Raw genomic sequence first — 26,384 nt, 5'->3', positions numbered from 1 at the left:
CGGACAGTTTGATGTCACCTGCAACTGTAATCTTACGGGTTGCATTCGTGTCGCCGTCGCTCCACTTAACGAAGCGGTACTTCGGATCAGCGGTTGCGGTGAACTCGATCTCAGTGCCGTCAAGGTACTGACCGTTCTTGAAGTCCACATTACCACCGTTTCCGGCTGTAATATCTACAGTATAATATTTGGTGTAGGTTGCGTTTACGGTAACGTCCTTGGCAGGCATTGTCTCGGGGAGACCCTCCCAGCTTGCGAACTCGTAGCCATCCTTCTCAGGTCCATCCTCGGCTACAATCTTGGCTCCAGCCTCAACATCAACTGTCTTGTAAACCTCACCGTCCAACATGTAGGTGAGGGTGAAGATGTACTGCTCGAACTCGGCGGACAGCTTGATGTCACCTGCAACAGTCATCTTACGGGTTGCATTCGTGTCGCCATCGCTCCACTTAACGAAGCGGTACTTCCCTTCTGCGGTCGCGGTGAACTCGATCTCAGTGCCGTCAAGGTACTGACCGTTCTTGAAGTCCACCTTACCACCGTTTCCGGCTGTAATATCTACAGTATAATATTTGGTGTAGGTTGCGTTTACGGTAACGTCCTTGGCAGGCATTGTCTCGGGGAGACCCTCCCAACCTGCGAACTCATACCCCTCTTTCACGGGTCCTGCCTTTGCCTCAATCTTGGCTCCTGCCTCAACATCCTCTGTATCGTAGACCTCACCGTCCACCATGTAGGTAATTGTAAAGACATTCTGCTCAAACTTAGCAGAAAGGTCGATGTTTCCGGCAACAGTAATCTTTCGAGGATTATCCTTAACGCCATCACTCCATTCCACGAAACGGAACTTCTCGCCAGCGGTTGCAGTAACCGTGATTTCATCACCTTCAAGATAACCCCCTTCCTTAGCCTCAAAGTCAACAGAACCACCCTCTCCGGCTGTGATTGCAACTGCAAAGTATTGTAGGAAGAGAGCGTTTACTGTAATATCCTCAGCAGGCATTGTCTCGGGAAGACCTTCCCAGCCATTAAACTTGAAGCCCTCTTTCACAGGATCCTCAACTGCAGGGATTGCTGTACCCTTCTCAACTTTCGCAGTCTTGTAATCCTTACCTTCTACCTTATAAGTGATAGTATAGAGATACTGCTCAAACTCGGCTACCAAGTCAATATTGCTGTTGACTGAGATTGTACGGGTAGCTTCTGTAACGCCGTCGCTCCACTTCACGAAACGGAACTTATCGTCAGCGGCAGTAGCAGTAACCGTGATTTCATCACCATCAAGATAACCCTCTTCCTTAGCTTCAAAGTTTACGGTACCACCCTCTCCGGCAGAGATATTCACTTTAAAATATTGGAGGAACAACGCATTTACCGTCACGTCATTCGCAGGCATTGTCTCAGGAAGACCATCCCAGCCGTTGAACTTAAAGCCCTCTTTCACAGGATCCTCAACCGCAGGGATTTCGGCACCTACCTCCAGGTCAAACGAATTGTACTCTTTGCCTTCCACCATATATTTAAGCATAAATATATTCTGCTCAAACTCGGCTGTGATATTCAGGTCGCCATCGACTACAATATTACGTTCCTGATTAGTGTCGCCGTCGCTCCACTTCACGAAACGGAACTTCAGATCCGGATTGGCAACAGCAGTGAGCTCGGTGCCTTCAGCATATCTGCCGTTCTCAAAACTTACAGAACCGCCATCAGCCGCACTGACCTCAACATTAAAATATCTGTTCACAACCAATTTGTAGGGATCAGAGGGAAGACCGATAGCCTTATCAGCTTCAAAAGCCATCGACACGCCTTCAATGACAGCATCATCCGTGCTGCCCTTCTTCCTCAGCTTAAAAGTAACTGTTTCCCCATTTGCCTCATTGCTGCGGATACGCATGTAGAGACAATCATTGGCATTGGGCAGAATCTCAGAGACACCTCTGCATTCATCGCCCACAAATGCAGCCACCTCATAATCAGAGGCAGCATCCCACGCAGCGGGATTTCCAAACGAGAGTTCAAAATAGAGACTCATGTCGTAACGATAATCGGCAGGATTGACAGTCCACGCGGAAGCGAAAGCTCCCTTCAACGAGCAGACCGCCACTACAAGCACAATCAGCATCACAAACGGATTTCTAATTGTTTTCTTCATTGGTGATTAACAATTTTTAATACTTATTAATAATTTAGGTTAGTTTAATCTTTGTAAAAAATGCACACAATAACCTCTCCGTGCCAATCGACACGGATACACGTCCCCGTAAAATTGCATGCCACGACTTTTTCTACAGCTTCCATCATTTCATAACGAAATCATGATTTTTGCAATTATTTTGTATTAAATATGTTAATAATGAAATTAAAATACGGCACATTTCTACCTATTGCCACCGACAAATTTAATTTCAATATTTAATTTACCCTTTAGTCTGCAAAGTTAACATTTTTTTGATAAATAAAAACAATCATGGCGACTGCCGTAAACCTTTCCTTACCTCTGACCTCCCCGTTTCACATAGCGGATAAAGCTATAATGCCTCCGTGTTTTAAGGTAATCCAAATCATCCTGACATGCGTATGCCTCACGCTCAAACGAGATGTTGAAATATGCTTTCAGCGAAGATCCATATTGGAAAAGACGGAATACCCATTCAATAACATACAGAATATAGAACGGAATGTAGCCGAGCTCCTTTATCTGGGCTGTATGAATCAATTCATGATTGATTATAAACTTATTACATGGTCCCTTTGCAAACAAAACCCCGAAAAGATTGATCACATACATGCCGCGTCCGAAAGGTATGATTTTGTTATAAATTATCTTCATCTTTACATTTCAAAGAATCAAGAATTCAAAGAATCAAGAATGATTAGTAATCTCCAAAAAATAATTGACAAAGTTAATTATTTTTTGATTAACTTTGCAGTATGTCACAGGAAAATTCAAACACAAAGGAGAGACAACGCACGGATTTGCGTGTGCCTCGCAGATATATCGTCTATATCCACAACGATGATTTCACCACCATGGAATTTGTAGTGATGATCCTCACCACAATCTTCCATAAAAGCCAAGCAGAAGCAGAAAGCCTCATGCTCCAAGTGCATCATTCTGACAAGGCACCTGTAGGGTGCTACAGCTACGACATCGCACTCACGAAAGCCGGACAAGCCACAAACCTCGCTCGAGAGCAAGGTTTCCCGCTGCGACTAACGATAGTGGCGGAATAACCATAGCAAGCTATAAGGAACTCATTTAAGACCACTTCTAAATCTCGTATGGAAAATCAAATATATTACTCTCAGAAGCTTGAGACAAGCTTAGACATGATGTTTGACATTGTGGAGGAGAAGAGGAATGAATATGCCACACCCGAACATTTTCTTATGTCGCTCTGCCATCAGATGCAATTCAGAAAAGCAATCAAAGACTGCGGCGGCAAAATGATACGGCTCATGAACAACATTCAGGCATATCTCAATATCCTTGACAAGATACCGGAAGGAGAAGATACGACTAATGCAATCTCAGCACAACTGAAACAGATGCTTGAAATGGCATCAACATCCGCCATCAATGCCGCAAAAAATATAATCGAGGTGCCCCACGTAATCAAGGCATTGCTTGAGCTTCCGGAATCACATGCCCGCTATCTGCTGCTGAACGAGGTTGACGGCGATGAGGCAACCCTGATGTGCAACATCGTCGATAATTATAATACCGCCGATTCCTATCTCATGCAAGATGATTTCATGGACGACGATTGGCTTGAATCGGAAGAGTTGCCCGACAACGACGGTATGCAATGGAAGAGATTCGTGGTCTGCATGAACGACAACACCGAGCAACGCAACCCGCTTGTCGGCAGGGAGACGGAACTGGAGAATACGATACGCGTGCTTTGCCGTAAGGATAAGAACAACGTGCTGCATATCGGGGAGCCGGGCGTGGGCAAAACCGCCCTCGTGTATGGTCTTGCCGCCCTGATAAACAAGGGAGACGTGCCCGACTCGCTCAAGGACTCAAAGATATATCAGCTTGAGATAGGCACCCTTCTCGCCGGCACACAGTTCAGAGGGGATTTTGAGAAACGTCTCAAATTGATAATGGACGGGATAAGCCGCGAGGAGAATCCAATCATATACATCGATGAGATACATGGTCTTGTAGGCGCGGGCGCAACCGGAGAAGGCGCGATGGACGCATCCAATATGCTGAAGCCGTATCTCGAGACAGGCAAGATACGTTTCATCGGATCAACCACATACGATGAATACAAACGTCATTTCGCAAAGAGCAAGGGACTCGTCAGAAGATTCCGGCAAATCGACATACCGGAACCATCCATACAGGAGACCATCTCTATAATCAGCAAACTGAAGGGGAACTATGAGAATTTCCATGGTGTCATTCTCCCCGACAAGACAATAGAGTTTGCCGTAACCTCCGCAGCCCGTCATCTCTCTGACCGCTTCCTGCCCGACAAGGCAATCGACCTTATCGATGAGGCGGGGGCATATCGCCGCATACATCCCCTGCCTTCCGGAGAACAGACCGTGGATGTCGATCTCATTGCCGAGGTGCTTTCCAAGATATGCAAGGTAGACTCCATATCCATCAAGGAGGACGACACGAGCCGTCTTGAATCGCTTGAGCCTCGGATCCTTTCCAAGATATTCGGGCAGGACAAGGCGGTGAAGAGCGTCACGGAGGCAGTACAGATGTCGAAGGCAGGGCTGACAGAGGATTCGAAGCCCCTTGCCTCCCTGCTGTTTGTCGGACCTACCGGCGTGGGAAAGACGGAGGTGGCACGCGTGCTTGCCCAGGAATTAGGCATAGAGCTGATACGTTTTGACATGAGCGAATTTGCAGAGAAACACGCCGTGGCAAAGCTCATCGGTTCGCCGGCAGGTTATGTGGGATATGAGGATGGAGGACAACTCACTGATGCCATACGCAAATCCCCCAACTGCGTCCTTCTCCTCGACGAGATAGAGAAGGCGCATCCCGACATCTACAACATCCTCCTGCAAGTGATGGACTACGCACGTCTCACCGACAATAAGGGGAATCATGCGGATTTCAGAAACGTGATATTGATAATGACCTCCAATGCCGGCGCACAGTATGCCTCACAAGCAAAAGTGGGATTCGGCAACACCACGTCATCCGGCGAAGCAATGATGCGCCAGGTGAAGAGATCTTTCAAGCCCGAATTCATCAACCGCCTATCCGCCACCATAGTATTCAACGACATGACACGCGATATGGCGTCGCGCATCCTTGACAAGAAACTTGACATGCTGCGCCGTCAGCTCAGCAATAAGAATGTGGAGCTTATCCTCTCCGACGAAGCCCACCAATATCTCCTCTCGGAAGGATTCACGCCCGAATATGGAGCCAGGGAAATAGACAGGGTAATCACTAACCGTCTGAAACCTATCCTTATGAGGGAGATATTGTTCGGGGAATTGAGAGAGGGCGGCAAAGCGGAAATCATACTCTCCGACAATGGTCTCATGATGAAACAGAATATTAAATAATTTAAGGTTTAATGTTTATGGTTTATGATCATTAAATTTTGTATAATGAAAAAATTCGTGGATTTTCGTGAATCTTAAACCTTAAACTATAAACGTTAAACCACTGAAGTGCAGCTTGCGAAACTTCAGTTAAATAAACTTTCAATTTATGACCTTGATAAATTCTATAAAAGAATCACTTGAAGGCGTGATTAACGGACCCTTCAGTTCCCAAATAATCACGCTTATTCTCCTCTTCTCGTTAGGCTTGCTCGCAGTTGCAGCCTATTATATCGCGAAGATGATATTGAACGTACTGGAGAAAGTAATACTTCGGAGCCCGACAGAATGGGACGACGACATGTTTAATCCGTCGTTCATGAAGGCGGTATCGCAATTGGCACCCGCAATAGTGGTGTCGTGGCTTCTTCCGGAATTCTTCTCCGACACGCCGGATTCAGTCAGATGGGTAGACACTCTCACGTCATTCTATATCCTTTGGGCTCTCGTGAGAATCATTGTCATACTCTTCAACAACCTTTACCTCGCTTTCCTAAAGCGTGAAAAGCTGAGGCCATACGCAGTAAAGGGCATATTCCAGATGTTCAAGCTTATAGTAATCGGAGTAGGCGTGATAATAGCCATAAGCATACTGGTGAACAAGACCCCAATAGCCATAATCACTGCGTTGGGTGCGTCTGCCGCAGTCCTGATGTTGTTATTCAAAGACACCATCATGGGGCTTGTAGCCAGCATCCAGCTGACCGCCAACAATATGCTCAAACGTGGAGACTGGATCTCCATGCCAAACCGCGACCTCAACGGAGAAGTGCTCGATGTGACACTCACCACCGTCAAGGTGCGCAATTGGGACAACACCGTAACTACAGTGCCGCCATATTCCCTCGTCACGGAATCGTTTCGCAACTATCATCCGATGCAGGTGTCGGGCGGCCGACGGGTGGATAGAGCCATTTACGTTGACATGAATACCGTGCGTTTCCTCTCTGCCGAAGAGATCGACAGGCTGAAAGAGGAGGGTTTTGTAGAGAAGGGAAGCCATACACATGGGAAGGTGGTCAACCTGCGCCTACTGCGTGACTATATCGAATCGTATCTGCGTAGCCGTGATGATGTAAACCAGGAAATGACCCTCATGGTGCGTCAGCTACCCCCAACAAATTCAGGACTCCCCATACAGTTGTATTTCTTCACCGGCACGACGGAATGGGTGAAACACGAGCATGTCATGGCAGATATCTTCGACCATGTGTATGCCACAATCAACGCGTTTGGACTCAACATATTCCAGACTCCGGCTGGCACTGACCTCAAGAATCTCCGTATCCCCTCCCCTCAACCATAAACCACACTCCATAAAACCATTCCACACATAGCTATGATATTTGCACTTGACGAGGAGATAGCGTTTCCAGACCCACGTCTCGGCGAACCCGACGGTCTTTTCGCAGTAGGCGGCGATCTCTCCACCGACCGCCTGCTGCTTGCCTACAGCTACGGCATCTTCCCCTGGTATTCCTTCCGCGACAGCGACGAGCCGATGTGGTACTGCCCCATGGATCGTTTCGTAATCTTCCCGGAGGAGATACATATCTCCCACTCCATGCGTACGCTCATCAACAAACGACGATACCGCCTCAGCATAAACGAGGATTTTGATGGCGTCATCTCCCAATGCAGCAAGCTCCGCATAGAGCATGAGGGGGCATGGCTTGGGGAGCACATCATAGAGGCATATACAGAGCTCCACCATCAAGGTTTTGCAGCAAGCGTGGAGGCATGGGACGGCGATAGGCTTGTGGGCGGACTTTACGGAGTCAGCATCGGCAACTCCTTCTTCGGGGAGAGCATGTTCTCGCTCGTGCCGAGTGCAAGCAAACTCGCCCTCATCCACCTGGCGACCGTAATGGCAGACAATGGAGGGAGGCTGATCGACTGCCAGTTTGAGACACCGCATCTCAAGAGCATGGGCGGACGCTACATCCCCTATTCCGAATATCTCGAGATAATAATGCAACCGCTGGATGGGAACGGTAATTCCAACTGATAATTCCGACCGGTAAATTCAACTGACATTTTCAGATAAATTCAGATAATTTCATTTAAAATCGACAGGTCAAAATTTCGGATAACGGGATTTTTTTTGTAACTTTGCAAGAGGGCATGCATAGCCACGCCCGACAGGTAAAAACATTCATTTGACCACATGGCAGAGAACAACGACCTTTTCCAATTCGACAATTTCTCCGGCGTAGAAGACCGGACTCCAGAAGCAGACATACAGACAGAAGAGATCACGGCATCTATCTCAGAGAATGACGCCGTTGATAACGAAGAACCCCACAACACAGATGCGGGGTCATATAATGACGACGCTATCCAACATCTCGACTGGAACGAGCATATCCGCCGGCGTCCGGGCATGTATATCGGTAAACTTGGCGACGGCAGTCATGCCGAAGACGGCATATACGTGCTCATAAAGGAGGTGGTTGACAACTCTATTGACGAGTTCAACATGGGTGCCGGAAAACGTATAGACATCACCCTTACCGACGAGGGAGAGGTGACAATACGCGACTACGGACGTGGCATACCACTCGGCAAGGTGAGGGAAGTGGCATCCGAGATCAATACCGGCGGCAAATTCGACGACAAGAACTTCAAGAAATCAGTCGGACTGAATGGCGTCGGACTTAAAGCCGTCAACGCCCTCTCCACATTCTGCGACGTGGCAAGCGTGCGCGACGGAAAGAAAGTGACCGTTAATTTTGAGAAAGGCAACGTGGTGAGTCAGACCCAACCGGAAAACACCCGACAGCCTAACGGCACAATGGTGCATTTCCGTCCGGACAACACCCTTTTCCGCGACTATAAGTTCCGCATGGAATTTGTGGAGACAATGGTCAACAACTACACCTATCTCAACGCCGGGCTACAGATTTTCTTCAACGGGAAACGATATCTCTCGCGCCATGGTCTTCTCGATCTCCTGAAAGAGAACATGACCTCCGCCCCACTCTATCCCATCATACATCTTCAGGGAGAGGATATCGAAGTGGTGCTGACCCACACCGACCAATACGGCGAGGAATATTATTCATTCGTCAACGGACAGCATACCACCCAAGGCGGCACCCACCTCTCGGCATTCCGTGAGCACGTGAGCCGCACCATAAAGGAATTCTCAGGCAAGGGATATGAATTTTCCGACATCCGCAACGGCATGGTAGCGGCAGTCAGCGTCCGCATTCAGGAGCCGGTGTTTGAAAGCCAGACAAAGACAAAACTCGGCAGCAAGGAGATTGCGCCCGACAGCAGTATAACCGTCAACAAATTCATAGGCGACTTCCTTAAAAAAGAGCTTGACGACTATCTCCACAAGCATCAGGACGTAGCAGACGCCATGCTAAAGAAGATAGCATCCAGCGAGAAGGAGCGTAAGGCAATGGCTGGTGTGGCGAAGCTTGCCCGTGAGAAGGCCAAGAAAGTGAGCCTCCACAACAGGAAGCTGCGCGATTGCCGCATTCACTACAACGACACGGTGAAACAGAACGCCAAGACAGAAGACCGTCGTGAACTCTCGTCAATTTTCATCACCGAGGGCGACTCCGCATCCGGCACCATCACGAAAGTGAGAAACGCCGAGACCCAGGCGGTATTCTCTCTCCGTGGTAAGCCACTCAATTCCTACGGCATGACGCAGGAGATCGTGTATAAGAACGATGAGTTCAATCTTCTTCAGGCAGCCCTCAACATAGAGGAGGGTATCGAGGGACTGCGCTACAACAAGGTGATAATTGCCACTGATGCCGATGTTGACGGGATGCATATCCGTCTGCTCGTCATAACCTTCTTCCTGATGTTCTTCCCCGATCTCGTGAAAAAGGGGCATGTCTTCATTCTCCAGACCCCCCTCTTCCGCGTCAGGGACAAGAATGCCACACGCCGCAACAAATCAAGAAAACGGTCCAAATCCAAGGGTGACGACAGTGGCGACCGCGACACATACTATTGCTACACCGACGAGGAACGGGAAGCCGCCATAGCCAAATTCGGCAACAATGCCGAGATCACACGATTCAAAGGTCTTGGCGAGATCAACGATGTGGAGTTTGCCGAGTTCATCGGTCCCGACATGCGTCTTGACCCGGTGACCCTGAAAAAGGATGACACCGTAGACAAGCTCCTCGAATTCTATATGGGTAAAAACACTATGGAACGTCAGAATTTCATCATCGATAATCTCGTGGTGGAGGATGATTCAGAAATTTAAATAAGTTTAGCACTCTCAATTAATCTTTTTCCCCTTTAGAATGTCATTATAATGAAAGCACTTTTTGCAGGTAGTTTCGATCCGTTCACGATAGGTCATCAGTCTATCGTGGAGCGCGGATTGAAAATATTCGACAAATTGATAATCGCAGTCGGCTATAACGAACACAAGCCCGGAGAATGGACTGCCGGACAACGAGAGAAGGCAATATCCGCACTCTATCAAGGCGACCCCAGGATAGACGTGGCAACCTATACGGGGCTTACCGTTGATTTCGCACGCCACTGCGGTGCGGATGTGCTGCTTCGGGGAGTCAGAAGTATGGCAGATTTCGAATATGAGAGAAATATCGCCGACACCAACCGTGCGATAGCGGGTATGGAGACGGTGATTCTCATTGCAAAACCCGAGTTCTCGTTCGTGTCAAGTTCCATCGTCAGGGAACTTATGCACAACGGACATGACGTAAGAAAATATATAGCCGGCGACTTTCCTCTTCCGTGATTGTCGGCGGCAACCCAAAATAAGGCGGCATCGACAGACCGTGCCTTATCTGAATTATAAAAATTATGAGAAAACCATTAATACTACTTGGAGCCGGTGCGCTCCTTTGCGCTGCAGGCCTGGCAAACGCCCAGTCTTATATCAACCAGAATCAGAAACTGAGAATGGCTGAGGCAGCCATTTCGCAATTCTATGTCGACACCGTCAATGAGAATAAGCTTGTAGAGGATGCGATAAAGGCAATGCTCGAAGGGCTTGACCCTCATTCACAATATTCCAATCCGGAAGAGACCCGCGAACTCAACGAGCCACTGACAGGCAACTTCAGCGGCATAGGCATATCCTTCAATATGAATCAGGACACACTCTACGTCATACAGACCGTAAGCGGAGGTCCGTCAGAGAGGGTGGGGATCCTTGCCGGCGACCGTATCATTGAGGTCAACGACACGGTCATAGCTGGCGTGGGGATGAAAAACAATCAGATCATGAAGCGACTGCGCGGTCCCAAGGGAACAGACGTAGACGTGAAGGTGCTGCGCCAGCAGGGTGGCAAGCCAGAGGAGATAAACTTCACCATCACTCGAGCCGACATACCGATCTATAGCGTAGACGCTGCCTACATGGTTGACCCCAAGACCGGCTATATCCGTATAAACCGTTTTGCAGCCGAGACTGCCAAGGAGGTTGCGAATGCCATTTCCGATCTCAAGAAGCAGGGCATGGATCGCCTTATCCTTGACCTCGTTGACAACGGCGGCGGCTATCTTAATGCTGCCGTGGATATGCTCGGCGAACTTATTGAACCGGACAAGCTCGTGGTATATACGGAAGGTACCAACTCTTCCCGTCAGAACCATACCACACGCCCTTCAGGCAAGAAACCTCTGTTTTCCGACGGGCGTCTCGTAGTGATGACCAACCAATATTCTGCTTCCGCTTCCGAGATTACCTCGGGAGCTATCCAAGACTGGGACCGCGGACTGGTGGTGGGACGGCGCACTTTTGGCAAGGGACTCGTGCAACGACCAATCCCCTTCCCCGACGGCTCGATGATACGCCTTACCGTGGCTCACTACTATACCCCTACCGGACGCGACATACAGAAGCCATATACCAAGGGGGATCAGAAAGCCTATCATGAGGATATGCTCGAACGCTTCAACCACGGAGAGCTGATGCATGCCGACTCAATAAAATATATCGACTCGCTGAAAGTGGAGACTCTCAAGCTCCATCGCCCCATCTACGGCGGAGGAGGCATATATCCCGATAAATTCGTGCCGCTCGATACTACGGAATTCACAAAATACTACCGCAACGTTGTGGCAAAGGGTCTTATCAACAGATACGTGATAAACTACGTTGATAAGAACCGTGCGGATATAAAACGTAAATTCAAGAACGACGATGCCTTCGTGAAAGGATTTGCCGTCACCCCGGCAATGCTCGCAGAGCTTGACGAGTCGGCAAAGAAAGAGGGCATTGAATATAACGCGGAGGAAGCCGCCACCAGTGCTCCCCTCTTCTCCATGATAATAAAAGCTCTTATCGGTAGAGATATCTACGATAACGCCACATATTTCAAGGTTTATAATCTTCATGATCCGATATTCCGCGAGGCTCTGGAGCTTATAAACTCGTCCGAATACGACCGTCTGCTCTCCACGGAAGCTGCACGGAAGTAATAATGTCCCTCGTATGCCGGTCATGTCTTGATGACGCATCGGCATACGGTTTCCTTTTTTATTCCGCTATTTTCATCTTTTCTATTTCATAACGAATCTAACCGGACTGATATGAAACTCCCTATTTTAGTGACATCCGCTCTCTCCCTTATTGCGACGAACGCAGCTGTGGCCCAAGCGAAGCCACAGAAGAATCTTGAGTTCCGTCGTATCGTGGCAATGCATGATTCTCTTATAAAAGCGCAGAAAGCGGCAGAAATAATCCCCCCTCTTGATTCCGCCTTGACGGTGGTGAGAGACGTGGATGAAATCATAGCTTCTCTTGATATGCCGGAATTGGCGACAACCCCTATCAATAAGGCTATGGCACCATGGGTATTTATCGGATATCGGCATCTGAAAAAAAAGGAGATGGATACAAAACTTCCGGTATGGGTGCCCGGGACAAAGGTGCTCACCAACGACTCTATTGACAACGAAACGTCTGACATCCGCTATGACGACTCCTATATAATATCCTCCATACTGGATATGCCGGAGGATGAGGTAAGTGAATCGGACTCTATTGATATTGCAAATATCGGAGAACCTACACCCGACTATTCACTGCTTACAGGCGATCCCACCCCGAAATGGATGCGCAACACGCTGAACCTATATCGCATACAGGAGGATTTCATGTATGACCTCATGGTGACAGAGCCGGAACATATAGAATACTCCTACTGGGGACTCCCCGTCCCACCACGCCTGCGTGAGGACGACGTGACTTTCGCAGGATATATAAAGCGACTTGAACTGCCGGAAGTAGACACTGAAAAGGCTATCCTTCCAGAAGAGGTGTTACGAAGAAAACATTGGCTACATAATTTCGGATCCTCCCTGCATTTCTCACAGGCGTTCATATCAAAAAACTGGTATCAGGGTGGCAATAACCATCTCTCTCTCCTTTTCAATATCTATTGGAACGTACAGTTGAACCAGGTATATCATCCGAATCTGCTTCTTCAGAGTGCCCTATCCTACAAGATAGGTCTGAACTCCACGCCGCAAGATGAGGTGCATGCATACTCTATTTCGGAAGACATTCTGCAATACAACCTCAACTCCGGTCTGAAAGCTTTCCAAAAATGGTTCTATTCGCTCAACCTTCAGTTTAAGACACAGATTCTCCGCAACTACGAAAACAACTCAATGAAGCGCAAGTCTTCGTTCCTCTCTCCGGGCGACTTCAACCTCGGTCTCGGTATGGCATACTCCCACCAGAACAAGAAGAAAACGCTACAGCTGACCGCAACCATCTCTCCACTCTCTTACAACCTCAAGACCTGTATCTCCGATAAGATTGACCACGGGCAATTCAACATCGAGCCTGACCGCAAGACAAGAAGCGATATCGGTAGCAACGGCGAGTTCAACATGACATGGCAGGTGACACACAACATCAACTACCGCACCCGCGTGTTCCTCTTCACCGATTATGACTACTTCCTCGCCGATTGGGAGAATACCGTCAATTTCTCCATCAACAAATTCCTGTCAACCCAAATATATCTGCATCTGCGCCACGACACATCGTCAGATATGTCAACCTCGTGGAAGCATTTCATGATGAGGGAGGTGCTCAGCTTCGGTCTGACCTATACATTCTCTTCAAAACCATGATTCTATTCACAAGTAAACCTCTCTCCATATCATGATTAGATCCATCACTGATACCCGACGCACAACGGCATGCATGGCATTGCTCTCGTTATGCGTCGGACTTTATTTATCAAATGCCCGCGCGTCATCACCCATAGCTTTCGACGTAGACCGGGCAATCGGGATTTGCGATTCCTCCGCACTCGATAATCTGGAAGGAATCTGGATATATCCTGACGACAACGTGACCGTCACCGTATTCCGCAATGATTCCAGGCAACAATATTCATTGCCGGAATATGACATTACCGTGGTACACTCCCCCGACTGTTCTCTCTCGCCGGGTGAGCGTATCGGTCGTATTTCCGCAACTCACGATGTGCGCCGATTTGATGTGGAATTATACACCGAGCGCAAGGGACTCTCTTTCATGAAACCGAAAAACTGTAGTGGTACCCTGTCATCGGAAGGCGATATGCTGACCTTACGTCATGATGCACCGCGATTCCGTCTTCGTCTGAACCTCAATCCCACCACACTGCTGCCACGTCTTTGGAAGAGTATGCTGCGAATCAGCGGCTCCACACGCGACGGCAATGACAACAGCACGAGCGGCATGATAAAGATCTACCCGTCGTATGACGGCAACGGCTCATCTCGTCTTCAACCACGATACCTGTAGAATGAAACTCCTGATATTCATAATTACATTGCCTCTTCTTCTCCTCGCCTCGCACGATGTGGAGGCAAGGAAGATACGTCAGTCTCTGAAAGTGACTACCATGAAGGAAGCAAAGGGGAAGAGCGGGACGAAAAAGGATAACGACACGGTAAAAGGGAACGATAACTATCCTTCAATAGAAATCTCTCTCAATTACTCAGACTCCATACAATTCACTCTTGACGGCAAAGACCTACTGTTTCACAAAAGAGACCTACAGTTTGCCGGCTACGACAAAGGAATCTCCTCATCAAGGGAATCATTCTTTCTAATCAACAGATGCCCATTCAATATAAATGGCATAGCCATCAGAATAAACTACTACGACATGCAATCGCGTATGCTGCATTCACGCGACGTCACCATCTCGTGCGACATCCCTGCCGGCGAGACGCGCAAGCTCGACATCCCCACGTGGGACACGCAACACACCTTCTACTATTACCTTGGCAACGCACCCCGACGCGTCGCCTCTCCCTACAAAGTGACCATACTCCCCCTGCGCCTGACCATCACCTCCCATCCATAATATCCATGTAATCCTTCCTACAGAAGTTATATTGAAATTGAGACCGAGCAGAATTGCCCGGTCTCTTTGTTGTGTTCAGCATGTAGGGAGAGGGGATTATTTGTCGGTCATTATGTCAAGGACAAGACGGTCTGTCTGGCGCATCGCCTCGCGTCCGATGGAGGTGAGATTGTGGATCGAACGGTCAACATCATCACTTATGATTCCTTCCGCTTCCGTGACGCATTTGCCGTTCATGGCGAGCATTGCCGACATAAGGGCAGTCGATACTCCCGATGAGATCTTCAACGAACAGGATGGTTTCGCCCCGTCGCAGATCATACCCGTCAGATTGGCTATCATATTCTTGACCGAGGCACATATCTCATCATATCCGCCACCCATCAGATATGTAAGTCCGGCAGAAGCTCCCGTCGATGCCACCACGCACCCACATAGCGCAGACAAACGTCCGAGACTCTGCTTGATGTAGATGCTCGTCAGATTACTCATCATAAGCGCACGAATCGTCTTCTCCTCATCTGCATTGACATCCTTAGCATAAGCCACAACCGGCATTGTGGCACATATACCCTGGTTTCCACTACCCGAATTCGACATCACAGCCACCTGCGCACCACCCATACGGGCATCACATGCCGCCGATGTGCTGCTTACAATATGAGCCAGCGGGGAGTCTCCGAAAAGCACCTTACCCTTATCCCTGACCGTCAATCCGAGGGAATGCCCATATTCGCCGGAAAGAGCAAGATCGGCTGCCGCGCTATTGAGACGACGCGCCTCATCAATGAATGCAATCTCCGCGAGAGGCATCGTAGTGGCAAACTCATAGACGGTGTGAAGGTCAAGTTCCGGATCATCGCCCGGCTCCGCAGAGTCGTCAGAGGCAGTGGGCTGTTTCTCCAGCAGTACCTCCCCGTCGCGCGAAAGATATACGAAATTTGTATGCGCCTCGGATATCACCGCCACAGCCTCATGACCCGCCTCATCCTCCACCGTAGCCTCGATGTGGAGATTGGAGGGTGCATCCTCATGCAGTTTTATCGATATACGCCCTTCAGAAATATATCCCTTGCCACGCTCCACCGATTCTGGCGTAACGTCGCGGAGCACCTCGAGCGCATATTCCGAACGCCCTACAAGCGCACCGAGAGCCACAGCTATCGGAAGCCCGATCATGCCCGTGCCCGGTATGCCTACACCCATGGCATTTTTCAAGATATTGCCACTCAGTCGCAAAGAGATTCTCGCAGGAAGGCAACCGAGCAGTTCCGTCGCCTTTGCCACACACAAAGCCACAGCCACCGGTTCGGTGCAACCAATCGCCGGCACTACCTCCCTCTTAACAAGCGCGATTATTTCATCGCATTTTTTCTTCTCAAGCATAGTATTCCAATCAGAATAAGTTGTGATTTTTTCAGGTATTATTGAAGTTATAAAAGACCTTATTTCATATAGCTATTCCCGCTGCCCGTTGCCGTCAAACAGCGGGTGACTACGGTTCATGCTTGCAATCCTACGGTTGGTCCAGCAGCTGCGGCATACAGCCACATATCTCTCGTTGCCGCCTATCTCCACCTGCTCACCCTCCGTGATTATATCGCCATTCCCGTCAATTCTGGCATTGACGATAGTGCGTCTGCCACACGTGCATGTCGACTTGACCTCCTCTATCGAATCGGCAATCTCAAACAGACGACGCGACCCCTCAAACAATTGCGTGCGGAAGTCTGTGCGCAGTCCGTAGCATATAACGTTGCAGTCAAAATCGTCAACGATACGTGCGAGCTGATCCACCTGTGCGGTAGTCAGGAACTGCGCCTCATCCACGAGAATCCATCCGGGGAGCATCCCCCCCTCCTCATGCATCCTGCGGATTGTCTCATAAAGGTTGCTATCCGCGTACACCCATTTGCACTCACGCTCTATGCCGATACGGCTCCTGATAACGTTGCGCGTCTCACGCGTATCGGTGGCAGGCTTGAAGCAGAGATAGGCAATCCCCCTCTCTTCAAAGTTGTAGGCGTTGGTGAGAAGCATCGCCGTCTTGGCAGAACCCATGGTGCCGTAACGGAAATATAATTTACCGATCTGTTTCATTTGACGAGTTTGATTAACCGAGTTTGATTAACTTTGATGTAAAGGTAACACCTTTTACATTATTATCCAAATATGCCGGTTTAAACTTTTATGAATGCACATCTAACAATATCCTAATCATATTTGTTATAGTTACATATCGACGCCATAATTCCTTCTGAAAGTCTTGCCGGAATCATAATACCGAACGGGACTATCATGGGAATATCAAGAAAATCCAGATAAGGATTTTTTCAATACAGTTGTCGAAACCTATCATAATTAATTATCAAATCAGACCCCACTATGAATAATTCGGATACTCTTTCTGTTGACCCGGGACGCATCACACTCGGAGAATTGCATCCCGAATTAAAAGCTCCGGTCAAAGACAATCAAAACACATACATATCACAATATGCTGACAAGAAATCGGGAGAAGGGAACCAAACTGCCGCCGACCTCTTTTTTGCAACCGCCTCTATGAAGTCAAACCGGAAAGGTCTGGCTCTTCTCCTTGTCAGATGGGGCATAGCCGCCATACTCATCACTTCCGGATGCCTTATAATCTCAGGACAGTCGATGCCTCCCGGATCCCTTTTCATGCCCCACGCCTTTGCCATCATGGAGATAGTGACAGGGACAATGCTGGCTTTGGGGATGCTGACGAGGATGGCGATGCTCGTGCCGACATTAGGCTTCGGAGCCTTTGCAGTAGCGTCTGCCATGAATGCATCGTTCAATATGGAAGCTCTTTCCTGCCTCATGGCGTGCGTCATATTTCTGATATTCGGACCGGGAAAATATTCCTGCGATTTTCTCATACGCAAGGCTATCATATCCCATTCTGAGGGAAAGAGAAATAAACTCGTGAAGAAGAGGATGTCGTATCAGGCATTCAGATATGCCCATCATTCCTAATCCGAAAAATCGTCATTAATGTCTTTTCCGTCATTATCGTCAAGTTGTCAAGTTGTCAATCTGACTGAATCAAAAAAAATCCCACACTTCATTGTGTGGGATTTTTTTTGATTCTTTCAAAGGATACTTTGATTAATTCTGATGAGGCTCTACATTGATGAATCTGCGACCCTCTTTACCGGTGGAGAACACTACTACTCCATCGATGAGAGCAAAGAGAGTGTGATCCTTACCCATACCTACGTTAAGACCGGGGTGATGCTGAGTGCCACGCTGACGTTTGATAATGTTGCCGGCTTTGCAGTTTGACCCACCGGAGATTTTCACACCAAGTCGTTTGCTTTCTGATTCGCGGCCGTTCTTCGAACTGCCGACACCTTTTTTATGTGCCATATCTGATGAGTTGTTTTTTTACTTTTCGATTGTCTTTACCAAAATTTTGGAGAACTGCTGACGGTGACCGTTTTTACGACGATAGCCTTTGCGGCGTTTTTTCTTGAAAACGATAACCTTCTCACCCTTCACGAGTGGCTCAAGCACTTCACAATTCACTTTTACCCCTTCAACGGCAGGAGCTCCGACTTTAACGTCGCCGTCGGCATCAAGAAGAAGAACCTTGTCAAAGGCAACTGCGTCGCCTGCCTTAACGTCTTCGCCGAGATGATGGACATAAAGGAATTTTCCCTCTTCAGCTTTAAACTGCTGTCCTTTGATTTCTACAATAGCGTACATGCCAATAAAAAAATTGATAGTCAATTAGATCCGTTGGGCGGAAGGATACAGTTCCTTCTCTTTTATAAGCCTTGGCGGAATTACCGGATGCAAAATTAATACTTTTTTTACTATCTCACAAATAATGAGCTTTTTTTTTTCGAACCTGCAAACATTATCAGTATGACGTGCGTTTTTCTTTAGTAAACACTCTTAAATTACAGGTCAAGTGTAAATTTTTACAATAGACCCTAAATACAAAATTCTTAATTATTTAAAACTATGAACACAGCACCTCTTCAAGGTATCAAGGTAATTGACTTCACAGAAGTACAGTCGGGACCATCATGCACCCAGATGCTCGCATGGCTCGGCGCGGAAGTAATCAAAATCGAACGTCCCGGCGTGGGTGACGCCACAAGAAAGGAACTTCAGTTTAATCCAGATCTCCCAAGCTACTATTTCCTTCAGCTCAATTCCGATAAGAAATCTATCGCACTCGATGCCAAGACTCCCGACGGCAAGCAGATTCTGACAAAGCTCATCAAAGAGGCGGATATCTTCGTGGAGAATCTTCATCCGGGCGCAATGGATAAACTCGGGTTCAGTTGGGAAGTGGTTCACCAGTTGAATCCAAAATGTATTTATGGTACTATCAAAGGGTTTCCCCTCTCATCGAAATATAAGGATCTGAAAGCCTACGAGCCTATCGCTCAGGTGACAGCAGCTGCCGCTTCAACCACCGGATGGTATGAGGGTGAATACAACGTGCCCACCCAGAGCGGTGCCGCACTCGGCGATTCCAACACCGGCATGCACCTCCTGATCGGTCTGCTCGCTGCTCTACAGCAGCGCAACAAGACCGGAGAAGGATGCTTCGTCTATCAATCCATGCACAATGCATGCCTCAACCTTTGCCGTATCAAGACACGTGATCAGCTCACCCTTGACAAAATCGGATATCTGACCCAGTTCCCACAATATCCCGACGGAAAATTCGGTGACTGTGTGCCCAGAAGCGGGAATATAGAGGGTGGCGGAGTTCTTGGTTGGACATATAAGTGCAAACCTGCCGGCGGATATGACTCCGAGATAGATGCCAACAACTACGTCTACATCATCCTTCAGCGTGAACCGAAAAACTTTGAACTTGCCTGCAAGGGTCTCGGCTTTGAGGACTGGCTCACCAATCCCGACTTCAACACGGCTGATGCCCGCGATAAGCATAAGGATGAGATTTACAAGCGTATCGGGGCATGGACTGCCGACAAGACAAAATTTGAGGTGGTGGAGATCCTCAGCAAATATGGTGTGCCTGTCGGTCCGGTGCTCTCCACAAAGGAGGTGATGACCGACGAATCGCTATACGATGGCAATACGCTCGTCAATATCAACCAGGGTGGAGAGATCGGTGAGTTCGTAACCGTAGGGTGTCCCTTCACGATGAGCAACTACCAGCCTAACTACGGACCGTGTCCGGATCTCGGCGGCAATACCGATGAGATTCTGAAAGACCTCGGATATACCGATGAGCAGATAGCATCTTTCGCACAGAACGGCACGACAAGTCCGCTGAAGAAATAACCCACATTAAATCATAACACCATCAAGAGAGTTGCACACATACAACTCTCTTGACATTATTCTTAAATCAATTATGGAAAATAACACTCAAAATAATCCTGCCTGCGGATGTGCCCCAAAACCGGCTCCGAAATTCCCGGAACAGGTCACAGGGATGTACGTGCTCGCCCGTGCCCTAAAGAATATCGGCATTGACAACGTATATGGACTCGTCGGCATCCCAATCACGGAGGCAGCCTACCTGATTCAGGGGCAAGGGATACGTTTCGTAGGCTTCCGCCATGAGCAACAGGCGGGCATGGCAGCCGCTACAGAAGGGTATCTGACGGGCAAACCCGGCGTGCTCATGACCGTATCCTCTCTCGGTTTCATGAACGGTCTGACAGCAACAGCCAATGCCACAGTCAACTGCTATCCTATGATACAGATCTCCGGCGCAAGCGATCCCGCCATGGTAGACATGAATATGGGCACCTACGAACAGCTTGACCAGTTCAACACTGCCAAGCCTCTCGTGAAGGCAGCATTCAGATGCACCTACGCGAAGGATATCCCGGCTGCCGTCTACAGGGCATACCGAGCCGCTGTCTCCGGACGTCCCGGCGGTGTATACATCGACATGACCACCCCCGCCCTCGGCGAGATAATGAATAAGGTGGATGCCGACAAACTATTCTACACTCCTGTTGACATATATTCACCGGTGGCTCCCAACAGCCGGTCGGTGGAACGCGCCGTGGAGATTCTCACCTCGGCAAAACGCCCCGCAATATTGCTTGGCAAAGGGGCGGCGTATGCCCGACTTGAGGATAAGATAAAGACTCTTGTAGAGAAATACCAAATACCGTATCTGCCGATGTCAATGGCAAAGGGCATCATGCCCGACGACGGTCCGCTCAGCGCGCTCTCCTGCCGATCCACGATCATGGAGAAGTCTGACGTGGTGATGGTCATAGGCGCACGCCTAAACTGGATGCTCTCTTTCGGCAAGGGGAAATGGAACCCCGACATGAAGTTCATACAGCTTGACGTTGCACCCGAGGAGATCGACGTCAACGTGCCGATAGCCGCTCCGGTGGTGGGCGACATGGGACTCTCGATGGATGCCATTCTTGATGCTCTCGATGGCAAGAGCATGGCTACGGACTCTGACTGGGTGAGCGGGTTGCAAGCTGAGGCTAAGATAAAGAACGCCAAGTTTGCCAAACGCTTTGAGGAGGCAAAAAGCATGATGCCGATGCACCACATGACCGCCCTCTCCGCAATAAAGCCGATACTGGAGGCAAATCCTGACGTAATCCTCATCAACGAAGGAGCCAACACGCTCGACGACACCCGCGACGCCGTCAACATGTCGTTGCCCCGCCATCGCGTTGACTGCGCCACATGGGCAATCATGGGAATGGGGATGGGCTCCGCAATCGGTGCCGCCGTAGCCACAGGCAAATCCGTAGTGGCAATCGAGGGTGACTCCGCATTCGGATTCTCCGGAATGGATTTCTCCACTATATGCAGGTTTAATCTTCCCGTGACCGTAGTGATATTCAACAACGGCGGCATCTACAACGGTATCGGGGTGCCGATGGACAAAACCACCGATCCCGCGCCCACCACTCTCGACGTGCGTGCACGCTACGACAAGCTCGGCGATGCTTTCGGCGCACAGACGTTCTACGTCACCACCCCCGAACAGCTTTCCGAGGCGCTGAAGACCGGCATTGCGAGCAAGAAGCCTACCCTTATCGACGTGCAGCTTGCCGCTGACTCAGGTAAAGAATCCGGTCACATCGGATATCTTAACCCTGCCCCACTCCAGTCCATCACTGTATAATAATCTGTTTTTATTCAAGTTTTGCCGTCGTCCGGCAACGGATGACGGCCCCTTTTTTACACCTCAAACATATTATTATGGAACACATCATACTTTATGCCATCGTCCCTATCATAGTGGTGATGCTGGCGGGATATATATCCGGCAAGAAGGGGATTTTCAACGGGGATGACTCCAAGAAATTCAACAAGGTGGTGCTTGACTATGCATTACCGGCAGCCCTTTTCGTTTCGATCGTGCAGTCCACACGCGAGATGCTTGCCCGCGACCTGAAGCTGTCGATCATCTCCCTGGTGGGCATCATGTTCTGCTTCATGTTGGTCTACTACGTGTTCAAGATGTTCAAGAAAAACACCGGAGCCGACGCGGCAATCTCGGCATTGATCAGCGGAAGCCCCACAATCGGCTTCCTCGGCTTCGCCGTGCTTGAGCCGATCTTCGGCACCACGCCGAGTGTGGCACTTGTGGTGGCGATAGTCAGCATCGTGGTGAATGCCGTCGGCATTCCGGTGGGTCTGTCGCTCATGAACGCCTCGCTCGAGAAGCAGCAACTCGCCGCAGCCACCACATCCGGCACCGCAGCTGTGGTGAAGAAGCGTCCGAGCGCATGGATACCGGTGCTGAACGCACTGAAGCAACCCGTGGCATGGGCTCCAATTCTTGCCGTGATATGGGTAGTGGCGGGTATCCCCTGGCCTAAATGGGCAAGTCCCTCTTTCGACCTCATCAAGGGAGCCAACGCCTCTCTTGCAGTATTCTCGGCAGGCATAACGCTCTCATCCATTAAGGTCAGCATCAACTGGCAGGCGGTGCTTGGATCAATACTGAAGATGGTGGTCATGCCGGCTGTGCTGCTTGCCCTTGGTCTCATATTCCACATGGATCCGCTGAATCTGAAGATGCTCGTAGTGGCAGGCGCGTTGCCTCCGGCATTCTCCGGCATAATCATTGCCGACGAATACGACACATACGTGGCTACCGGCACCTCTTCACTCACCCTGTCGGTAATCCTCTTCATCGGTTTCTGTCCGCTCTGGATCTGGATCACCGACCTCTTCCTCCATTCCGGAATTGCATAAGCACGGTGGCTTAACAGTTAATCACACTCTACGCATGATAATTCCATCAATAGTCATATAAAAATCCAAGGGGATGCTGCCCATAACGATAAGGCTGCATCCCCTTTATTATTTCATATATATTTATTATTTCATGTATCAAATTCAAAATCACTGCATGACTCATCATGACTCATAACTCTGACCTACCTTCCACCACCATATTACCTCTTCTACCGATACTGTCAGTCGGAAGCTGCTCTTTAATTTCATCCTTCAGCTCATCCTTCAGTTCCTTGATGGTCTTCCCCTTCGATAGAGGCAGCGTATAGATGAGCGAGAACGTAGCTCCAAGCGACGAGTTGGTGCCGTAGCCGGGTATGAACCACGGATTGGAATTAGTGCCACCCTTCACCTTACCCTTTATCTTGAAGCGGACGTTCCACCCCATCGACAACCGGTTCCATATCTTCACCTTTATTCCGGCAAGCACCTCTCCATACAATGCATGCCCCTTCTGATTGGTAAGGGAGAAACGATTTGTCTGGTCCCAATATGATGAATTGATTGTTATGTCGGTGATGTCGTAGCGGAATGAGGAGAAGCCGCCGCGCAGACCGAGATACACCTGATAATCGGGATTGCTCTTATATAGGAAATTATAGTTGATACCGACCTTTCCATAGAACGACGGTTTACCCTTATATCGGAAATTACCCTCCTCCGGACGGTTATCGGCTATGCCTATTCCAAGCTCCACGACAGGCTCAAACCAGTTGTGTAGCGACAGCGATGCCCAGAGATCATAGCTGGCATGCTTCTGCCCGGCAAGCTGCATTATGCCGTCAAAGAAATTCGCACCTATGCTGACCGACTGAAGCAACGGATAGACCGGACCGGACTTCACCTTCGCCACCGTGTCGAGGTCGGCAAGGAACAGCACCGGCTCATCAAGCGGCTCTCCATGCTTGTCGTAGTAATGGAGCACAGGCTGACGCGGTTTTGTAGGATCCTTGTCGACAGGCGTGATCTTCTTCTGTCCCATGGCGGGGAAGATGCCGAGGCCTACCGCGACAACGGTCAGGAATATGGCTTTTATCATACGTTTCATATTCTATTCCTCCTCTGTAGCGACTCTGAAATAGATTTTCAGATTCTCTTTATTGGCATTCGTGATCTCTCCCTCCGGACACGTCACCGAGTCTATGACGTAATGGGTAGACTCAATACCCTTTATCTTATAGTCGTAGCTCACCCCACATGCCGACGACACGAAAAACGGCACCGGATCATACTCAAAGGTAATCGTATCGGCTATGCCATATCTCCCCAAGAGTCCGGAAAGATAGCGGATTACGTAGCGGGTGGTGCCTTCATCAATACGAAACGGGAGATAGCTCTGCGACAATCCGCGCACCGAGTCATGGAGCACGCTGTCGCCGGGCGCACCTATACCGTAGATGGAAATAGAATCCAGCGATATCGATGCCGGAGTGGTTGTGGAGCTGTAGAAGCCGGCAAGCGGCAATGAATTCTTGTTGTCAAGACATTCATCATTGCTACATCCCGACAATGCCACCACAGCGAGCATGACCGCTGACGCCGACATGCTGCATATTTTTCTCTTTATATTCTCCAGTTTCATCAGAACTCCTCGGCTATCAGATAATTGTTACGCTCCGGCGAATTGCGGGTGATCAGCTCCCCGATAAATCCGGAAAGGAAGAACTGAAGCCCCATTATCATCGACGCCAGTGAGAGGTAGAAATACACCGATTTTGTGACGTAGAAATGATACGTGTCGCTGTTCATGCTGACAATCTTGAGGATGAGCACCACAAGCACCGCCAGCAGTCCGATGAGAAACATCAGCGATCCCAGCAATCCGAAGATGTGCATAGGCTTGACCCCGAATTTTGACTGAAACCAGAGCGTGCCCAGATCCAGATAGCCGTTGATAAAGCGGTCGAGCCCGAATTTGGTGTGCCCATACTTGCGTGCCTGATGATGCACCACCTTCTCCCCGATATTGCGGTAGCCGGCATTCTTCGCCAGATACGGTATATAGCGGTGCATGTCGCCATACACCTCGATATGCTTCACCACCACGTTGCGGTACGCCTTCAGTCCGCAGTTGAAATCATGGAGATTCTTTATGCCGCTTACCTTGCGTGCCGTGGCATTGAAGAGCTTCGTAGGAATCGTCTTCGAGAGAGGGTCATAGCGTTTCTTCTTCCAACCCGACACGAGATCATAGCCATCCTCCTTGATCATGCGGTATAGCTCCGGTATCTCGTCGGGACTGTCCTGAAGATCGGCATCCATAGTGATCACCACATCCCCCTTCGCACGGCGGAAGCCGGTGTTGAGGGCGGGAGACTTACCGTAGTTGCGGGAAAATGACACGGCATGTATGGCGGGATTCCCCTTCGCCAGTTCGTGTATGACGGAAAGCGACCTGTCGGTTGATCCGTCGTCGATAAACAGAATCTCGTATGTGAAGCCGTTGGCGTTCATGACGCGCTCTATCCACGCTGAAAGTTCAGGCAGCGACTCCTCTTCGTTATACAATGGTATGACTACTGATATATCCATCTTTATGACCTCTTTGCGGTTTGATGTATTGTCAGAAGCGGGCTGGAGCACTGACCCATACCTCTTCCTGATGCGAAATTACAAAAAAATATCCATTGAAGGAGCTAAATTCAGACTTATCTGAAAAATTCATCCCCTAACCTCTTCTTGCGCCGCCTCCCGACCGACGTGATCACGACGGCAAGGATCAACGAAAGTAATGATCCGGCAAAGCACGTGAACCATCCCATGCCGCTGATAAACTCCATGCTGCTCGGAAGCACCCGCGCCTCTATCGCCTCACGCATAAGATCTATTGTCGGGGCATATTCCGACGACATGGGGGAGGATTCAAGCGTGGATATGGCATTGCTGACGTATGACGTCATGAACCCCGGCTCCACAAACGTAAGGTAAAGTCCGGAGAGAAGCGTGCATATCAGAGTGCCGAATATCACGGCATACATCCCTCCGAGCCAAAGGGCGGACACTTTCAGATAGGCGGGTTCCTTATCGGATATGCGTTTCATCAGATACCACAGCAGCACCGGAAAACCTAATGCCAACGGGAAGATAAACGTGGGAAGCCATGGGAAACGCACGCTCATGAGCAGGCACGCCGACATGGCGGTGAGATACAGACCCACCGGCAATCCTGCCTCCGATGCATATTTATATACTGATTTACTCATTGCGCCAATCTCTTTCTAT

Annotated in this window: 24 protein-coding genes; 14 read left to right on the top strand and 10 right to left on the bottom strand. The window is 49.3% G+C overall.

All coding sequences use genetic code 11. From position 1 onward, the window contains the following. Together E5331_RS03715 and E5331_RS03710 are read right to left on the bottom strand one after the other, a co-directional pair. Positions 1–2,158, bottom strand: a 2,158-nt coding sequence (locus tag E5331_RS03715) for an InlB B-repeat-containing protein (protein WP_168355129.1), incomplete at its 3' end; no start/stop codon positions are given. 339 nt (positions 2,159–2,497) lie between these two features. Then, positions 2,498–2,836 (bottom strand): hypothetical protein, encoded by a 339-nt coding sequence (locus E5331_RS03710; protein WP_123482002.1) that lies wholly within the window; start codon positions 2,834–2,836, stop codon positions 2,498–2,500. A gap of 101 nt (positions 2,837–2,937) precedes the next feature. On the opposite strand from E5331_RS03710, the gene E5331_RS03705 reads away from it, so the two are divergent. The 10 genes from E5331_RS03705 (at position 2,938) to E5331_RS03660 (ending at position 14,915) form a co-directional block, all read left to right on the top strand. Further along, positions 2,938–3,240, top strand: a complete 303-nt coding sequence (locus E5331_RS03705; RefSeq protein WP_123482001.1) for an ATP-dependent Clp protease adaptor ClpS — start codon at positions 2,938–2,940, stop codon at positions 3,238–3,240. Between the two features lie 48 nt (positions 3,241–3,288). Continuing rightward, positions 3,289–5,553 (top strand): AAA family ATPase, encoded by a 2,265-nt coding sequence (locus tag E5331_RS03700; protein ID WP_476703346.1) that lies wholly within the window; start codon positions 3,289–3,291, stop codon positions 5,551–5,553. A gap of 148 nt (positions 5,554–5,701) precedes the next feature. Next, a complete protein-coding gene (locus E5331_RS03695; RefSeq protein WP_123481999.1) occupies positions 5,702–6,898 on the top strand; it encodes a mechanosensitive ion channel family protein in 1,197 nt (398 codons plus the stop codon). 33 nt (positions 6,899–6,931) lie between these two features. Beyond that, positions 6,932–7,600, top strand: coding sequence for a leucyl/phenylalanyl-tRNA--protein transferase (gene aat / locus E5331_RS03690; protein WP_123481998.1), 669 nt, complete (start codon positions 6,932–6,934; stop codon positions 7,598–7,600). Positions 7,601–7,759: 159 nt separating this feature from the next. Then, positions 7,760–9,829, top strand: coding sequence for a DNA topoisomerase IV subunit B (locus tag E5331_RS03685; protein ID WP_123481997.1), 2,070 nt, complete (start codon positions 7,760–7,762; stop codon positions 9,827–9,829). A 51-nt stretch (positions 9,830–9,880) separates the two neighbouring features. Next, positions 9,881–10,333: a pantetheine-phosphate adenylyltransferase gene (gene coaD / locus E5331_RS03680; protein ID WP_123481996.1), complete on the top strand. Its 453-nt coding sequence runs from the start codon at positions 9,881–9,883 to the stop codon at positions 10,331–10,333. 65 nt (positions 10,334–10,398) lie between these two features. Beyond that, positions 10,399–12,021 (top strand): S41 family peptidase, encoded by a 1,623-nt coding sequence (locus E5331_RS03675; protein ID WP_123481995.1) that lies wholly within the window; start codon positions 10,399–10,401, stop codon positions 12,019–12,021. A 111-nt stretch (positions 12,022–12,132) separates the two neighbouring features. Continuing rightward, the gene (locus E5331_RS03670; RefSeq protein ID WP_168355128.1) at positions 12,133–13,686 is read left to right on the top strand and encodes a DUF3078 domain-containing protein; all 1,554 of its coding nucleotides are present in this window, start codon (positions 12,133–12,135) and stop codon (positions 13,684–13,686) included. A gap of 31 nt (positions 13,687–13,717) precedes the next feature. After that, positions 13,718–14,347 (top strand): hypothetical protein, encoded by a 630-nt coding sequence (locus tag E5331_RS03665; protein WP_135984693.1) that lies wholly within the window; start codon positions 13,718–13,720, stop codon positions 14,345–14,347. After that, positions 14,304–14,915 (top strand): hypothetical protein, encoded by a 612-nt coding sequence (locus E5331_RS03660; protein WP_135984691.1) that lies wholly within the window; start codon positions 14,304–14,306, stop codon positions 14,913–14,915. The genes E5331_RS03665 and E5331_RS03660 overlap by 44 nt, the downstream gene beginning before the upstream one ends. A 96-nt stretch (positions 14,916–15,011) precedes the next feature. On the opposite strand, the gene E5331_RS03655 is transcribed toward E5331_RS03660, so the two are convergent. Both E5331_RS03655 and E5331_RS03650 read right to left on the bottom strand, forming a co-directional pair. Continuing rightward, on the bottom strand, positions 15,012–16,301 hold the full coding sequence (locus E5331_RS03655) for an L-cysteine desulfidase family protein (RefSeq protein ID WP_123481991.1): 1,290 nt from the start codon (positions 16,299–16,301) through the stop codon (positions 15,012–15,014). Between the two features lie 72 nt (positions 16,302–16,373). Then, positions 16,374–17,015, bottom strand: coding sequence for a thymidine kinase (locus tag E5331_RS03650; RefSeq protein WP_275441050.1), 642 nt, complete (start codon positions 17,013–17,015; stop codon positions 16,374–16,376). Positions 17,016–17,300: 285 nt separating this feature from the next. On the opposite strand from E5331_RS03650, the gene E5331_RS03645 reads away from it, so the two are divergent. Then, positions 17,301–17,915 carry a DoxX family protein gene (locus E5331_RS03645; protein ID WP_123481990.1) on the top strand — a complete coding sequence of 205 codons (615 nt, stop codon included), beginning with the start codon at positions 17,301–17,303 and terminating at the stop codon, positions 17,913–17,915. Positions 17,916–18,047: 132 nt separating this feature from the next. Here E5331_RS03645 and rpmA read toward each other — a convergent pair whose 3' ends face one another. Further along, on the bottom strand, positions 18,048–18,308 hold the full coding sequence (gene rpmA / locus E5331_RS03640) for a 50S ribosomal protein L27 (RefSeq protein WP_123481989.1): 261 nt from the start codon (positions 18,306–18,308) through the stop codon (positions 18,048–18,050). Between the two features lie 18 nt (positions 18,309–18,326). Then, on the bottom strand, positions 18,327–18,647 hold the full coding sequence (rplU, locus tag E5331_RS03635; protein ID WP_123481988.1) for a 50S ribosomal protein L21: 321 nt from the start codon (positions 18,645–18,647) through the stop codon (positions 18,327–18,329). Between the two features lie 261 nt (positions 18,648–18,908). Here rplU and frc point away from each other — a divergent pair, with 261 nt between their 5' ends. From frc to E5331_RS03620, 3 genes are all read left to right on the top strand, one after another. Beyond that, a complete protein-coding gene (gene frc, locus E5331_RS03630) occupies positions 18,909–20,210 on the top strand; it encodes a formyl-CoA transferase (RefSeq protein ID WP_123481987.1) in 1,302 nt (433 codons plus the stop codon). A 73-nt stretch (positions 20,211–20,283) separates the two neighbouring features. Then, positions 20,284–22,041: an oxalyl-CoA decarboxylase gene (gene oxc / locus E5331_RS03625; RefSeq protein ID WP_275441048.1), complete on the top strand. Its 1,758-nt coding sequence runs from the start codon at positions 20,284–20,286 to the stop codon at positions 22,039–22,041. 77 nt (positions 22,042–22,118) lie between these two features. After that, the gene (locus E5331_RS03620; protein WP_123481986.1) at positions 22,119–23,120 is read left to right on the top strand and encodes an AEC family transporter; all 1,002 of its coding nucleotides are present in this window, start codon (positions 22,119–22,121) and stop codon (positions 23,118–23,120) included. 172 nt (positions 23,121–23,292) lie between these two features. On the opposite strand, the gene E5331_RS03615 is transcribed toward E5331_RS03620, so the two are convergent. The 4 genes from E5331_RS03615 to E5331_RS03600 all read right to left on the bottom strand — a co-directional run bounded on the left by E5331_RS03615 (position 23,293) and on the right by E5331_RS03600 (position 26,365). After that, positions 23,293–24,210, bottom strand: a complete 918-nt coding sequence (locus tag E5331_RS03615) for a DUF6048 family protein (RefSeq protein ID WP_123481985.1) — start codon at positions 24,208–24,210, stop codon at positions 23,293–23,295. A 3-nt stretch (positions 24,211–24,213) separates the two neighbouring features. After that, the gene (locus E5331_RS03610) at positions 24,214–24,744 is read right to left on the bottom strand and encodes a DUF6452 family protein (RefSeq protein WP_123481984.1); all 531 of its coding nucleotides are present in this window, start codon (positions 24,742–24,744) and stop codon (positions 24,214–24,216) included. Continuing rightward, on the bottom strand, positions 24,744–25,694 hold the full coding sequence (locus E5331_RS03605) for a glycosyltransferase family 2 protein (protein WP_123482060.1): 951 nt from the start codon (positions 25,692–25,694) through the stop codon (positions 24,744–24,746). Before E5331_RS03605 ends, E5331_RS03610 begins: the two co-directional genes overlap by 1 nt. A gap of 116 nt (positions 25,695–25,810) precedes the next feature. After that, positions 25,811–26,365, bottom strand: coding sequence for a DUF4199 domain-containing protein (locus E5331_RS03600; protein WP_123481983.1), 555 nt, complete (start codon positions 26,363–26,365; stop codon positions 25,811–25,813). Positions 26,366–26,384 lie beyond the last annotated feature (19 nt).

This window comes from Lepagella muris (genome assembly GCF_004793975.1).
In the GTDB taxonomy this organism is placed as follows: Bacteria; Bacteroidota; Bacteroidia; order Bacteroidales; family Muribaculaceae; genus Lepagella; species Lepagella muris.
This window is presented reverse-complemented; position numbering and strand designations above follow the sequence as displayed.

Excerpts from the sequence above, each read along its gene's own strand:
- E5331_RS03610 (WP_123481984.1), bottom strand. The coding sequence starts at position 24,744 with ATGAAACTGGAGAATATAAAGAGAAAAATATGCAGCATGTCGGCGTCA.
- E5331_RS03660 (WP_135984691.1), top strand. The coding sequence starts at position 14,304 with ATGACGGCAACGGCTCATCTCGTCTTCAACCACGATACCTGTAGAATG.
- frc (WP_123481987.1), top strand. The coding sequence starts at position 18,909 with ATGAACACAGCACCTCTTCAAGGTATCAAGGTAATTGACTTCACAGAA.
- E5331_RS03700 (WP_476703346.1), top strand. The coding sequence starts at position 3,289 with ATGGAAAATCAAATATATTACTCTCAGAAGCTTGAGACAAGCTTAGAC.
- rpmA (WP_123481989.1), bottom strand. The coding sequence starts at position 18,308 with ATGGCACATAAAAAAGGTGTCGGCAGTTCGAAGAACGGCCGCGAATCA.
- E5331_RS03695 (WP_123481999.1), top strand. The coding sequence starts at position 5,702 with ATGACCTTGATAAATTCTATAAAAGAATCACTTGAAGGCGTGATTAAC.
- E5331_RS03675 (WP_123481995.1), top strand. The coding sequence starts at position 10,399 with ATGAGAAAACCATTAATACTACTTGGAGCCGGTGCGCTCCTTTGCGCT.
- E5331_RS03710 (WP_123482002.1), bottom strand. The coding sequence starts at position 2,836 with ATGAAGATAATTTATAACAAAATCATACCTTTCGGACGCGGCATGTAT.
- E5331_RS03655 (WP_123481991.1), bottom strand. The coding sequence starts at position 16,301 with ATGCTTGAGAAGAAAAAATGCGATGAAATAATCGCGCTTGTTAAGAGG.
- E5331_RS03620 (WP_123481986.1), top strand. The coding sequence starts at position 22,119 with ATGGAACACATCATACTTTATGCCATCGTCCCTATCATAGTGGTGATG.
- E5331_RS03665 (WP_135984693.1), top strand. The coding sequence starts at position 13,718 with ATGATTAGATCCATCACTGATACCCGACGCACAACGGCATGCATGGCA.
- E5331_RS03615 (WP_123481985.1), bottom strand. The coding sequence starts at position 24,210 with ATGAAACGTATGATAAAAGCCATATTCCTGACCGTTGTCGCGGTAGGC.
- rplU (WP_123481988.1), bottom strand. The coding sequence starts at position 18,647 with ATGTACGCTATTGTAGAAATCAAAGGACAGCAGTTTAAAGCTGAAGAG.
- E5331_RS03600 (WP_123481983.1), bottom strand. The coding sequence starts at position 26,365 with ATGAGTAAATCAGTATATAAATATGCATCGGAGGCAGGATTGCCGGTG.
- E5331_RS03685 (WP_123481997.1), top strand. The coding sequence starts at position 7,760 with ATGGCAGAGAACAACGACCTTTTCCAATTCGACAATTTCTCCGGCGTA.
- coaD (WP_123481996.1), top strand. The coding sequence starts at position 9,881 with ATGAAAGCACTTTTTGCAGGTAGTTTCGATCCGTTCACGATAGGTCAT.
- E5331_RS03670 (WP_168355128.1), top strand. The coding sequence starts at position 12,133 with ATGAAACTCCCTATTTTAGTGACATCCGCTCTCTCCCTTATTGCGACG.
- E5331_RS03705 (WP_123482001.1), top strand. The coding sequence starts at position 2,938 with ATGTCACAGGAAAATTCAAACACAAAGGAGAGACAACGCACGGATTTG.
- E5331_RS03650 (WP_275441050.1), bottom strand. The coding sequence starts at position 17,015 with ATGAAACAGATCGGTAAATTATATTTCCGTTACGGCACCATGGGTTCT.
- oxc (WP_275441048.1), top strand. The coding sequence starts at position 20,284 with ATGGAAAATAACACTCAAAATAATCCTGCCTGCGGATGTGCCCCAAAA.
- E5331_RS03605 (WP_123482060.1), bottom strand. The coding sequence starts at position 25,694 with ATGGATATATCAGTAGTCATACCATTGTATAACGAAGAGGAGTCGCTG.
- E5331_RS03645 (WP_123481990.1), top strand. The coding sequence starts at position 17,301 with ATGAATAATTCGGATACTCTTTCTGTTGACCCGGGACGCATCACACTC.
- aat (WP_123481998.1), top strand. The coding sequence starts at position 6,932 with ATGATATTTGCACTTGACGAGGAGATAGCGTTTCCAGACCCACGTCTC.